The following is a 13,421-nucleotide window of genomic DNA, read 5'->3' on the forward strand; positions in this document are numbered from 1 at the left end:
ACCAAACGGTCGACTTCTTCACGTGTATTGTACATCGCAAGCGACGCGCGGCACATAGCCGGAACACCGTAGAAGGACATTAATGGCATCGCACAGTGGTGACCGGTGCGGATGGCAATACCGTATTGGTCAAGGAAACTGCCTACGTCGTACGCATGGTGTTTGCCGAGATTGAACGCAATAACCCCAGCTCGGGTGGCCGGGCCGTAGATCTGAATATCAGGCACCTGCGCCATCGCGTTGAGCGCATAGCTCATCAGTTCCTGTTCATAAGCATGGATATTTTCCAGACCCAGCTCAGTCACGTATTCCATTGCCGCACCCAGCCCCATAATTCCGCCGGTGTTGGGTGTGCCCGCTTCAAAGCGCCACGGCGCCGCCGCGAATGTCGTGCCTTCGGTCAGACTGACATGTTTGATCATTGAGCCGCCACCTTCCCACGGAGGCATCTGATCCAGCAACGCCTTGCGGCCGTACAGAATACCAATACCGGTCGGCCCGTAAAGTTTATGTCCGGACCAGACATAGAAATCACAGCCCAGCGCCTGCACGTCAACCGCATGATGCATGACCGCCTGCGCGCCATCGACCAGGACGGTCAGACCAGCAGCCTTCGCCTGAGGGATGATTTTTTCGATCGGGTTAACAGTGCCCAATACATTGGAAACATGTGCCAGCGTCAGTAATTTTGTGCGTGGCGTGATCAGCGATTCAAGCTGTGACAAATCCAGCTCACCTTCGGGTGTCAGGTGCCAGACATCGATATGAAGGTCACGTTCTTTCGCCAGCATCTGCCATGGCACGATGTTCGCGTGGTGTTCCATTTCAGTCAGAATAATGTGGTCGCCGGCGTGTAAAAACTCACGTCCCCAGGTATTGGCGACCAGGTTAATGGCTTCCGTGGAACCTTTGACGAAGACAATTTCTTCCGCCGATGCGGCATTCATGAAATGGGCAGCCTGAGTGCGGACGTTTTCCATCTGCTCAGTCGCTTCCGCGCTCATGGTGTGAATACCACGGTGAACCGCAGCATAACCTTGCTCGAAGAAAGACATTTCTCGTTGAATAACCTGATGCGGTTTCTGCGCGCTGGCCGCGCTGTCAAGGTAGGCCAGCGGCTGGCCGTTAACTTCACGGCTCAGCACAGGGAAATCGCTACGTACTCTTTCCAGTGGAAAACTCATTACTTACCTCGATTTAGTCTGCCTGCAATACGGGCAATGACGACTTCACGCAGGGTTTCATTCTTAATGGCTTCCGTCAGTTCGGCAGCAAAAGCAAAGATGATCATTTGCTGAGCATCCTGCCCGCTGATCCCACGGGTACGCAGATAGAAAAGCTGTTCGTCGTCGATACGACCCACTGTCGCACCGTGGCTGCACTTCACGTCATCGGCATAAATTTCCAGCTGAGGTTTGGTATCAACCTCAGTGTGTTTGCCCAGCAACAAGTTGTTGTTGGTCATTTTGCCATCAGTTTTCAGTGCGTGCTGGGCCACTTTAATCATGCCGTTGAAAATCGCTTTAGCGCGATCGTTCACGATCACTTTGTGCAACTGTTTGCTGTTGCAATAGCCTTTATTATGTTCCAGATACGTCCGGGTATCGGCAATCTCAGAATCAACCGGCAGAACCAGACTGTTGATATCCAGATTGCTGTTTTCGCCGTTAAGCTGCGCGCTGGTGTTATTTCGGGTCAGGCCCGCACCCAGCAGGAAACTGTGGCTGGAAACACGTGCATCGCGCCCGATGACCAGATCATTATGCGAGAAGTGGAAACTGGCCTGGCTTTCAAAGGCCAGTTTGTAATGCGTGAAATCTGCATTATCGCCCACATTTATCGTCATACGTGCACCGGTGAAATGTCCCTGGTCGTTCAGACTCAGGTAATGCTCGATAACTTCTGCATTCGCACCATTCTCAATCGCCAGGTGATAACGATGATGAACGGTATTCATTTCGCGCGACTGGTCACGACCACTGCTCAGATGGAGCAGATACAGCGGTTTCTCAGCGTGCTTGCCTACAGGCAAACGCACAGAGAAAGAATCCTGCGCCAGACTTTCAGTCAGATGTAAAAACACCTCTGACTGAATCGGATCCGGTAACGTTTGTTGCGCGGAAGGGCTCAGTTTTTCGATTTCAAACGCACCGGTATCGCTGTCGCTCAGGCTCGCATCAAAACGGCCATCCACGAAAACCAGACGGTAGCACTCCAGTGGCAGCGCAAGGGATTTGATTTTCTCAACCGTCAGCGCCTGCTGCTGAGGAGCAAAGAACTGATTGCCCAGCAGTGAAGAAACCGGCGTGTATTTCCAGTCTTCCAGTTTGGCATGCGGAAAACCGAGGCGCAGCACCTGTTGCCAGTGAGCATGCGCGTGGGGGGATTGCTCACCGCCACGGCTTTCAAAAAGACGGTAAAGTTGCTGCATGGCGTGCGAACTGCCCGCCGCAGGGACATTACTCTTCGTCGGTAAGCCAGCCATAACCTTGCTCCTCTAACTGTTTAACCAAGGTGAAATCGCCGGATTTAACAATGCGGCCCTGATACAGAACATGCACGTAGTCAGGCTTGATGTAGTCGAGGATACGCTGGTAGTGGGTGACAATAACGAATGAACGTTTGCCGTCACGCAGTGTGTTGACACCATCAGAAACAATCTTCAGCGCATCAATGTCCAGACCGGAGTCGGTTTCATCAAGGATGCACAGGTTTGGTTCAAGCGCTGCCATTTGCAGAATGTCGTTACGCTTTTTCTCGCCACCGGAGAAACCTACATTCACTGAACGGGTGAGCAAATCGGCAGGCATCTTGAGCATCGCGATTTTCTCTTCGATGAAATCTGCGAAGTCAAAACGATCCATCGGCTCCTGCCCGCGGTATTTACGCACCGCATTCACTGCTGTTTGCAGGAAGAAATGGTTGGTCACACCAGGGATTTCTACCGGATACTGGAAAGCCATGAATACGCCTTCGCCAGCACGATCTTCCGGCGCGAGTTCCAGCAAATCTTTACCGTTGAAGATGACGGAACCGTCAGTGACTTCGTAATCTTCACGGCCAGCCAGTGTCGCGGAGAGCGTACTTTTACCTGAGCCGTTCGGGCCCATGATGGCGTGTACTTCACCCGGTTTGATCTCCAGATCAAGTCCTTTCAGAATTTCCTTTTCTTCGACACGGACCTTCAAATTCTTAATGCTTAACATACGTATCCTTGAGTTTGCGCCTGGGCGCTCATAATTCTGTTTTATGCTGTGACTTTGAGAACTCACACCTGCACGTCGCACACATCACACCATGCTGCGACGGCAGGGAAAACGTACGGCGAATTAACCGACGCTGTGTTCAAGGCTGATCGCCAGCAGTTTCTGTGCTTCGACAGCAAACTCCAGCGGCAGCTCGGAAAAGACATCTTTACAGAAACCATTCACAATCATGGAAATAGCGTCATCTTCGCTGATACCACGTTGCAGACAGTAGAACAGCTGGTCATCGCCGATTTTTGACGTCGTGGCTTCATGTTCCAGCTGAGCCGTATTATTGCGCACTTCAACATACGGGAACGTATGCGCGGCACTGTCGGCGCCAATCAGCATGGAGTCACACTGCGTAAAGTTACGGGCATTTTCTGCACTTGGCAGGATCTTCACCAGACCGCGATAGCTGTTCTGGCTGTGACCGGCGGAAATCCCTTTGGAAATAATGGTCGACTTGGTATTTTTACCAATGTGGATCATCTTGGTACCGGTATCCGCCTGCTGTTTACCACTGGTCAGCGCAACCGAGAAGAATTCACCGATTGAGTTATCACCTTTAAGAATAACGCTTGGGTATTTCCAGGTGATAGCTGAGCCGGTTTCAGACTGCGTCCAGGACATCTTCGAGCCAGCGCCTTCGCACAATGCACGTTTAGTCACGAAGTTCAGAATACCGCCGCTGCTGTCTTTGCTGCCGGAGAACCAGTTCTGCACGGTGGAATATTTCACTTCCGCGTCTTTGTGCAGGATGACTTCAACCACCGCTGCGTGCAGCTGGTAGGTATCACGTACCGGCGCGGAGCAGCCTTCGATGTAACTGACATAACTGCCTTCGTCAGCAATCAGGATCGTACGTTCGAATTGACCGGTTTTCGCTGCATTGATACGGAAGTAAGTCGACAGTTCCATCGGACAACGCACGCCTTTAGGCACGTAAACAAAAGTACCATCCGAGGCCACTGCCGCATTCAGCGCCGCAAAGAAGTTATCCTGCGCAGGTACGACGGTACCCAGGTATTTGCGCACCAGATCAGGGTATTCATGAATTGCCTCACCAAATGAGCAGAAAATGACGCCCGATTCAGCCAGCTTATCGCGATACGTTGTGGAGACAGATACGGAGTCAAAAATCGCATCAACGGCGACTTCTTTGCCTTCACGAACCGGAACGCCCAGCTGTTCGAAAGCCTTTTCAACTTCGCTGGTCAGATAATTATTCGCTTCGCCCGCAGGAACACCGAGGGACTCGCCGCCCGATTGCTGCGTCGCCCCCGGTTGTGAGCCACAGCTATCATCGCAGCTGCCACAAGATGGCGCGGAATAATAGCTGTAATCCTGGTAATCCAGAGGCGTGTAATACGCCTTCAGCCAGTGTGGCTCTTCCATTTTCAACCAGGCATGATAAGCCTGCAGACGGAACTCCAGCATCCACTCAGGCTCGTTGCGCTTAGCGGAAATCGCACGCACCACATCTTCGTTGATGCCTGATGCTAATTCATCGGTTGCCAGCTGGGTAAAGAACCCTTCCTTGTAATTCGTCCCCTCGCCGACCCAAGACTGCACATCATCTGGAATTTCTACGTTGCTTCGTGACATGTTGGTTACATCGCTTTGTTTACAATAATCTTAGAAACAGAAAGTTTTAAACACCGAAACTTTCGCCACACCCGCAGGCATGCTGAGCTTTAGGATTATTGAATTTAAATATCTGATTCAGTCCTTCGCGGACAAAATCTACCTCGGTTCCGTCGATGAAAGGCATGGCCTTCAGCGGAACAAACAGCAAAGCGCCGTCATGTTCAAACACCAGGTCATCGCTGGCCGGTTGTTTGGTTAAATCCAAAACGTAGCCAAAGCCAGCACAGCCCGATTGTTTCACGGAAAGCTGGAGACCTTTGACTTCGGGATCCTGAGCCACCAGAGTATTAATCTGTTTCGCTGCAGAATCTGTCAGGCTAACGCCTTGCCATACGTTGTCGTCTAAAGAGAAAGAGCCGACAGTTTCAGTTTGCATCTGTCTTACCTCATAATTTTACGGTCATAGACAAGACCTATTGTCTCTATTCTAGTGATAACATTAATCACTTCAACCTCTTGTTTTAAGAGGGTATAGCGATTACACACGAGGAAAGACACTCAATGTGCACCGTCTTTACATCTGGCCACTGGCGGGTCTTGAACACCGCGACCATCAACTGATTGAATAAATTGTCAATTTTTTGTTAAAAATTGAAATAAACCTTATAAAAGGTAAGGTTTAATAGCTTTCATTGTGTCTATTATAAAACATTCATCGGAAATGCCTATTTATGAATTCGCCATATTTGAAGAATTAAAGCTCTTTTTGCTTACTGGCTTAATTACACAAAAATAAAAAAACCGGATGAAAACGTTGATCCGGCGATTTTTTGCCAATATGATGTTCATTATTTGATAATGATTATCATTCAGATAACCCGGAATACTGAGAATGACTCAATCGGTAAATGCGTGGTTGCAAGGCAAGATCGACGAATATAAATCGAGTGTCCGCGATGCCACCGTGGATTTTTATATGGCGGATGCCGCCTTACGACGCCCGGATGCACATCTTTGCCAGCTCAAACGCTTCAACAGCATCTGTCTGGATATGGCCAATCTGTGCCTGCAAAACGGGGATGATCACAGTTATCTTCATGCGTTATGCAAATTACATAACCGCCTGATCCTGGAAATCAACAGCGTGGTTCGGTGTGAACTCTTCCGTGTTCAGAGTTACCATTTAGCACGGCACACGTTAAAACTCATTTGTCAGTATTATGCCATGATGGGCATCTGGGAAAAAGCAACGGCATTTCAAACTGACTTTGCCAAACGCGTTCCGTTCCAGCTTTGATGTGCTTTCAACAGGTTACTTCCCTTTACTAAGTCAAATAAAAAAGCGGACACATTCATCATGCATCCGCCTGTCCACTTTCTGACTGTATGATCAGTGTTGATTAACAGCCTGTATTAATGTTCGATTACCATGGTCGTCAACCGCGATACGCAGCACAGATTCCCTTTCTGATCAAAAATCTCAATCTGCCACACCTGACTGCGGCGGCCGGTGCGCAATGCGCGGCAAACACCGCGCACATGCCCTTCCCGTGCAGACTGCATATGGCTGGCATTAATTTCCACGCCCACTACAGTTTGATTTCCTTCGCAGCATAAATAACCCGCCATTGATCCCATCGTTTCGGCCAGAACAACAGATGCGCCGCCGTGCAGTAAACCAAAAGGCTGTGTTGTGCGTACATCCACCGGCATGGTCGCTTCGAGGAAATCCTCACCCAACTGCGTGAACTCAATCCCCACATGGCCCACCATACATCCTTGACTGCGCTGATTCAGGGCTTCAAGCGTGGTACTCCGTTTCCAGAATGACATAATACTTCCTTATTGTTAGGGGATGATTTCCAGCAGTGCCTGTAACGGATGGCGAACACCGTTTCCTTCGATTCGTTTTACCTGGCTGCGGCAGGAATAACCGGTTGCCAGACAGCGCTGGCGTGGCAACCGTTGCAAAGAGGTATGCCAGGAAAGCTCATAAATTCCCAGTGAGTTTTCGAGATTCTTGGTTTCATGACCGTACGTCCCTGCCATTCCGCAACACCCGACACTGACGTTTTCCAGCTTCGCACCGTAGCGGGCAAAGATGTCGCCCCACTGTTTGCCGCTGTTGGGCAAGGCGGTGCTTTCCGTACAATGTCCGAACAGATACCAGGACTCGCCACTTTGTTGCTGTGCCGGACGCTCAGCCAGCCAGCTGTCAAGCCATTCATGCACAAGCTGGACCTGGAACGATCCGCGTGTGTCACCGAGAATTTCTTTATATTCATCGCGATAACACAGTACCAGCGCAGGATCGACCCCCACCATCGGCATTCCCAATTGCGATACACGGTTAAGGAACAGTGACGTTTTCTTCGCTGTTTTGGCAAAGCGGGTCAGGAAACCTTTTATGTGCTGCGCTTTGCCATTAGGTGAGAAAGGCAACAGAACAGGTTTAAGGCCCAGTTTTTCAATCAGACGGATAAAATCAGCAACGACCTGAGCATCATAAAAACTGGTAAACGGATCCTGTACGACCAGCACGTATTCACCACGCCGGGCAGGCGGAATGGCTTCCAGTTGTTCAAGCGTCATCTTACTGGCGCGATGCCCTGATAACTGCTCGCGCAGTGTCGGAGAAGACAGCAAAGGCAAATCAACCATGCCGATATTTTTTCGGCTCATCTCGCGCAACCAGGGTTGCCTGAGGAAGAAGTTGAACACCTTGGGGGCTTTGGCCATCAGGGGGGCATAGCTTTCAACACTCGCAACAAAATGGTCGCGTGCCGGGCGCAGATAACGCGTGTGATAAAGCTGCAGGAAACGTGAGCGGAACCCCGGCACATCAATTTTTATCGGGCACTGCGTCGAGCAGGCTTTGCAGGCCAGACAGCCGGACATTGCCTCTTTCACTTCATGGGAGAAATCATATTCGCCTTTATTAGCATGCCAGGTGTTACGCGTACGTTCGATCAGGCTGCGGAAACTCATGCCTTTCTCCGGCAGCGCATTCTCAAGCGCCAGCGGATCTACACCTTGTTCTGACAATAAACGCAACCATTCGCGAACCAGACCCGCGCGACCTTTTGGCGAGTGGATACGGCTGCCGGTAATTTTCATTGACGGACACATCGGGCTTTTCACATCAAAGTTAAAGCACAGGCCGTTACCGTTACATTCCATCGCACCGCGGAATGACTGACGGACTTCCAGCGGAATACGGCGATCCAAGGTTCCGCGTTTTGGCGCATCGACTTTCATCATCGGTTCATCGCACTCAAGCGGCGCGCAGATCTTACCGGGATTCAGGCGGTTATCCGGATCGAATACGGTTTTGATCCGGCGCAGTTCATGGAACAGTGCTTCGCCAAAGAATGCCGGACTGTATTCTGCACGGAAACCCTTTCCGTGCTCTCCCCATAGCAAACCACCATATTTAGCGGTCAGGGCTACGACTTCATCGGAGATTTGTTTGAGCAATATCTCCTGTTGCGGGTCACACATGTCCAGTGCGGGACGCACATGCAATACACCCGCATCGACATGCCCGAACATGCCATAACTGAGATGATGACTGTCGAGCAGCGCACGGAATTCGACAATATAATCCGCCAGATGCTGGGGAGGCACACAGGTGTCCTCCGCAAACGGCAACGGTTTAGCCTGCCCTTTGGCATTACCCAGCAGACCGACGGCTTTCTTGCGCATATTATAAATACGCTCGATACCAGCCAGATCAGCGCAAATCTGGTAGCCAATCACACCGCCTTCTTTATCACTTATCAGGCTATCAAGGCGTTCGCACAACGCACTGACCTGAGTTTCAATCAGGTCTGCATCATCTCCGGCGAACTCAACAATGTTCAGTCCCTGCATGTCTTTGCCTTCAACGTCGGTGATGTAATCACGAACGCTGTGCCAGACAATGTCTTCTCGCGCCAGATTCAGTACTTTGGAATCGACGGTTTCAACCGATAGCGCCTTCGCCTCCACCATAAAAGGCGCATTACGTAACGCTGAATTAAAGGAGTCGTATTTGATATTGACCAGACGACGCACTTTGGGGATCGGCGTGATATTCAGACGCGCCTCGGTGATAAAGGCCAGCGAGCCTTCTGAACCGGTCAGAATGCGTGTCAGGTTGAAGGTTTGCAGATCGTCACTCAGCACATGGCGCAGGTCGTAACCTGTGAGGAAACGATTAAGTTTCGGGAATTTTTCAATCACCAGCGCGCGGTTATCACGACAACTGTCCAGCACGGTGCGGTAAATCCGTCCAATGACCGAATCCTCTTCACCCAGCTTATCGGCCAGCGCCGTCGGAATAGCGGTGGTATCCAGCATGTCGCCACCGAGAACAATCGCACGGACACCGAGAACGTGGTCAGACGTTTTGCCGTAAACCAGCGAGCCCTGACCGGAGGCATCGGTGTTAATCATGCCCCCCAGCGTCGCACGGTTACTGGTTGATAACTCGGGAGAGAAGAAAAAGCCAAACGGGCGCAGATAATCATTGAGCTGATCTTTGATCACCCCGGCTTCGACCTTGACCCACCCTTGTTCCACGTTGATATCCAGAATGCGGTTCATATGACGGGACATATCAACCACAATGCCGCGGTTCAGTGACTGACCGTTGGTACCGGTACCGCCACCGCGCGGAGTAAACACGAGTGTTTTAAAACGTTCCTGCCCCGCAAGGCGGGCAATCAATGCAACGTCTGACGTTGCGATGGGGAATAAGACCGCATCCGGCAGCAACTGATAGACGCTGTTGTCCGTCGCCATCGTCAGCCTGTCGGCATAAGTTGTTGTGACATCACCCGTAAAACCGTTGCTTTTTAATGCTTCCAAAAAATCGAGCACCAGCTGGATGACACCCGGTGCCTGAGAAATCTGTGGGATCATTGAATTATGACTCTGTCTTTGTTGTATGCCTGGCGGGCCCGAGGCGACCTGCCGGATCTGCCGGGCAGATCCACCCTGTTCTTTATCCAGAATAAAAACTAACATACTTCGTTTTTAAGCGCTCCGTCTGGTTCACCTTTGTTGCAGATGTTTCATGACGTACCGCAAAAAGCACGTACGGCAACAACGCCTTGCAACTAATTATGTGGCGGGCTATCCAAAAGCCGTCGTATGTTCCATGCTTATTTTTAGCCCCCTGTTTATGAATATAGTGTTTGGAGGCACAGGGTTTGTGCCTTACTTCGTTTATCACATTGAGAAACATGAATGAATCTCCCAATTAAACGTTATGACTTGCCCCAGATTATGTTTGGGGTGCTATTTATTGCCCTGATGACCGTTGCCAGCATCTGGATTGTACAGCCCTTTATTCTCGGGTTTGTCTGGGCCGGGATGGTAGTCATTGCCACATGGCCATTAATGATCAAGCTCCAGCGCCTTCTCTGGGGACGCCGTTTTCTGGCCGTCATTATCATGACGCTGTTGTTGATCTTATTATTCGTCTTGCCTATCGCCTTGCTGGTCAGCAGCGCCGTGGAAAATGGTGCGCCGCTGGTCGAAATTGCGAGCCATCCTTCATCGTTACATATGCCTGATTTTCAGTGGCTGAACGCGATCCCGCTGGTGGGTAATAAGCTTTACAACGGCTGGCATGCCCTGATCAATGGCGGCGGGAACGCGCTGATGAGCAAAGTGCAGCCCTACGTCGGACAAACAGCAGCCTGGTTTGTGACGCAGGCAGGTCATCTGGGCCGTTTCATTGTCCACTGTGCGCTGATGTTATTGTTCAGTGCCCTGCTTTATAGCCGTGGAGAAAATGTTGCCATGGGTATCCGCCATTTCGCGGTGCGACTGGCAGCAGAACGTGGTGATGCAGCCGTTATTCTTGCCGGTCAGGCAATCCGTGCCGTGGCGTTAGGTGTCGTTGTTACCGCCATTGTTCAGTCAGTTCTGGGTGGGATCGGACTGGCCATCGCTGGCATTCCTTATGCCACCGTGCTGACCGTCGTGATGTTCGTGTGCTGCGTCGCGCAAATCGGTCCGTTACTGGTTCTGATACCGGCCATCATCTGGCTGTACTGGTCCGGCGACAATACCTGGGGCACCGTTCTGCTGGTATGGAGTTGCGTGGTTGGTTCCCTGGATAACGTGCTTCGCCCGGTTCTTATCCGCATGGGTGCGGATTTACCGATGCTGCTTATCTTGTCCGGTGTTATTGGTGGTTTATTTGCTTTTGGCATGATTGGCCTGTTTATCGGACCGGTCGTGCTGGCTGTCTCATATCGTCTGATTTCGCTTTGGGTCAATGAGGCTCCTGAGCCTGACATGGAACCTGAAGAAGCACTAAAAGCGCTGGATGAATAATTTTGTTGCGTTTTAACTGACCACCGGCGCTGCCCCTGATAATTCAACCGGGCAGCGCTTTTTTTTATTCCTGCTTCCTTCCTGAATGACTCACACTAAAAACACTTCTTCTCATCAATTAGCATGAGAATAATATCTATTAGGAGAATTCTTACAGACTAAATACCTTGAGAAACTTAGTATTATTAACAGTTCGGATTTCAACCCACTGATTTATATACAAGCTTCCCCCTGAGCTGGTATATCCCAAATTGCTGTGTGYAGTCTTTGCCTGTCTGCTATGACGGGCTTTTTTTTTTATTTCTTTTCCTCACCGTTCTATTTATCCCGTAACCCGCTAACCGTTATTTTTATTCCCGTAACTTCCATCCCGGTAAAAAAGAAAAAGGCCGCCACCCGAAAGTGACAGCCTTAGCGTCAGTCATTAGTCATTTATTTACTTTTCAGCTAACGCTAACCAGGTCTGGACAACGGTATCCGGGTTGAGTGACAAACTGTCGATTCCTTCTTCCATCAGCCATTGCGCGAAGTCCTGATGATCTGATGGCCCCTGCCCGCAAATACCGACATATTTCCCCTGCTTCTTAGCGGCTTTGATTGCCATCGACAAAAGGGCTTTAACGGCTTCGTTTCGTTCATCAAAGAGTTCAGAAACCACGCCGGAATCACGATCCAGCCCCAGCGCAAGCTGCGTCATGTCATTAGACCCAATAGAGAATCCGTCGAAGTGCTCAAGGAACTGATCTGCAAGCAATGCATTTGACGGTATTTCACACATCATAATCACTTTCAGGCCATTTTCGCCCCGTTTCAGCCCCTGACTCGCCAGCTCTTTAACGACAGCTTCAGCCTGTGCCACGGTACGAACAAACGGGATCATCACTTCAACGTTAGTCAGCCCCATATCATTGCGCACGCGCTTCATGGCCTCACATTCCAGCGCGAAACAATCCCGGAAGCTGTCAGAGACATAACGACCCGCACCACGGAAGCCCAGCATCGGGTTTTCTTCGTGAGGCTCGTATTTTTCGCCGCCGACCAGATTGGCGTATTCATTCGATTTAAAATCGGACAAACGCACAATCACCCGTTTCGGCCAGAATGCAGCGCCGAGCGTCGCGATCCCTTCCGTCAGACGTGCCACATAATATTCACGCGGGCTGTCATAGCCCTGGATCATCTTATTGATGGTTTCCTGCAACTCCGCCGGCTGCTGATCAAACTCCAGTAATGCTTTGGGATGAACACCAATCATACGGTTAATAATGAATTCTAAACGCGCCAGCCCGACACCTTCATTCGGCAGACAGGCAAAGTCGAATGCGCGGTCAGGGTTACCGATATTCATCATGATCTTCAGCGGTAATTTTGGCAGCTCATCAATTTCAGAGCTCTGCACGGTGAAGTCCAGCTCATCCTGATAGACGTAACCGGTATCGCCTTCAGAACAGGAAACCGTCACTTTCTGGTTTTCTGTCAGTTTTTCAGTGGCATCACCACAACCGACTACCGCAGGAATACCCAATTCACGCGCAATGATGGCTGCGTGACAGGTACGCCCGCCGCGGTTGGTGACAATCGCCGATGCCTTTTTCATGATCGGCTCCCAGTCAGGGTCCGTCATGTCAGTTACCAGAATATCACCTGCCTTAACATGGTGCATTTCGCTGATATTATGAATGATTTTTACCGGCCCGGCCCCAATGCGATGGCCGATAGCGCGGCCTTCAACCAACACTTTACTGCTGCCATTTAGCTGATAGCGTTCCATCACCTGACCGTTTGAACGAACTGTCTCCGGACGTGCCTGCACGATATAAAGGTTGCCGTTATGGCCATCTTTCGCCCATTCGATATCCATCGGACGACCATAGTGTTTTTCAATCAATAATGCCTGACGTGCCAGTGCCTGCACTTCGTCGTCCGTCAGGGAGAAACGGGTGCTCTGTTCAGCCGGCACATCTTCAATCTGAACCTGTTTGCCATGTTCCTGGCTCGGAGCATATACCATGCGAATTTTCTTCGAGCCCATCGTACGGCGGACAATAGAAGGCTTATTCTTTTCCAGCGTAGGTTTATGTACGTAAAACTCATCAGGGTTAACCGCACCCTGAACGACCATTTCACCCAGACCATAAGCCGAGGTGATAAAGACCACCTGATCAAAACCCGACTCGGTATCAATGGTGAACATCACGCCTGCAGAAGCGAGATCAGAACGCACCATGCGCTGCACACCAGCAGACAGCGCCACGC

At 50.6% G+C, this 13,421-nt stretch carries 10 protein-coding genes and 1 other RNA gene; 3 read left to right on the forward strand and 8 right to left on the reverse strand.

The genetic code is table 11. From position 1 onward, the window contains the following. The 5 genes from sufS to sufA all read right to left on the reverse strand — a co-directional run. The coding region (sufS, locus tag AC1DUO_RS21715; RefSeq protein WP_477988697.1) for a cysteine desulfurase SufS at positions 1–1,184 on the reverse strand (1,184 nt) is incomplete at its 3' end. Then, positions 1,184–2,485 carry a Fe-S cluster assembly protein SufD gene (gene sufD / locus AC1DUO_RS21720; RefSeq protein ID WP_013576098.1) on the reverse strand — a complete coding sequence of 434 codons (1,302 nt, stop codon included), beginning with the start codon at positions 2,483–2,485 and terminating at the stop codon, positions 1,184–1,186. The genes sufD and sufS, both read right to left, overlap by 1 nt. Continuing rightward, complete coding sequence (gene sufC / locus AC1DUO_RS21725) at positions 2,460–3,206, reverse strand: Fe-S cluster assembly ATPase SufC (RefSeq protein ID WP_013576099.1); 747 nt, start codon at positions 3,204–3,206, stop codon at positions 2,460–2,462. The genes sufD and sufC overlap by 26 nt, the downstream gene beginning before the upstream one ends. Before the next feature lie 123 nt (positions 3,207–3,329). Next, the gene (gene sufB / locus AC1DUO_RS21730) at positions 3,330–4,853 is read right to left on the reverse strand and encodes a Fe-S cluster assembly protein SufB (RefSeq protein ID WP_112152176.1); all 1,524 of its coding nucleotides are present in this window, start codon (positions 4,851–4,853) and stop codon (positions 3,330–3,332) included. 46 nt (positions 4,854–4,899) lie between these two features. After that, positions 4,900–5,271, reverse strand: a complete 372-nt coding sequence (gene sufA / locus AC1DUO_RS21735; RefSeq protein ID WP_013576101.1) for a Fe-S cluster assembly scaffold SufA — start codon at positions 5,269–5,271, stop codon at positions 4,900–4,902. A gap of 456 nt (positions 5,272–5,727) precedes the next feature. On the opposite strand from sufA, the gene AC1DUO_RS21740 reads away from it, so the two are divergent. After that, positions 5,728–6,132 carry a hypothetical protein gene (locus AC1DUO_RS21740; protein ID WP_477988701.1) on the forward strand — a complete coding sequence of 135 codons (405 nt, stop codon included), beginning with the start codon at positions 5,728–5,730 and terminating at the stop codon, positions 6,130–6,132. Between the two features lie 116 nt (positions 6,133–6,248). On the opposite strand, the gene AC1DUO_RS21745 is transcribed toward AC1DUO_RS21740, so the two are convergent. Both AC1DUO_RS21745 and ydiJ read right to left on the reverse strand, forming a co-directional pair. Continuing rightward, positions 6,249–6,668: a hotdog fold thioesterase gene (locus AC1DUO_RS21745; RefSeq protein WP_013576103.1), complete on the reverse strand. Its 420-nt coding sequence runs from the start codon at positions 6,666–6,668 to the stop codon at positions 6,249–6,251. Between the two features lie 15 nt (positions 6,669–6,683). Further along, complete coding sequence (ydiJ, locus tag AC1DUO_RS21750; RefSeq protein ID WP_013576104.1) at positions 6,684–9,740, reverse strand: D-2-hydroxyglutarate dehydrogenase YdiJ; 3,057 nt, start codon at positions 9,738–9,740, stop codon at positions 6,684–6,686. 327 nt (positions 9,741–10,067) lie between these two features. On the opposite strand from ydiJ, the gene ydiK reads away from it, so the two are divergent. Beyond that, positions 10,068–11,165 (forward strand): AI-2E family transporter YdiK, encoded by a 1,098-nt coding sequence (gene ydiK / locus AC1DUO_RS21755; protein ID WP_013576106.1) that lies wholly within the window; start codon positions 10,068–10,070, stop codon positions 11,163–11,165. Between the two features lie 188 nt (positions 11,166–11,353). Further along, positions 11,354–11,464, forward strand: an RNA gene (gene rprA / locus AC1DUO_RS21760) — antisense sRNA RprA. A gap of 137 nt (positions 11,465–11,601) precedes the next feature. Here the strand turns inward: rprA and ppsA are convergent. Continuing rightward, positions 11,602–13,421, reverse strand: a 1,820-nt coding sequence (gene ppsA / locus AC1DUO_RS21765; protein ID WP_477988704.1) for a phosphoenolpyruvate synthase, incomplete at its 5' end; no start/stop codon positions are given.

The organism is Rahnella sp. P4_A8 (assembly GCF_056402435.1).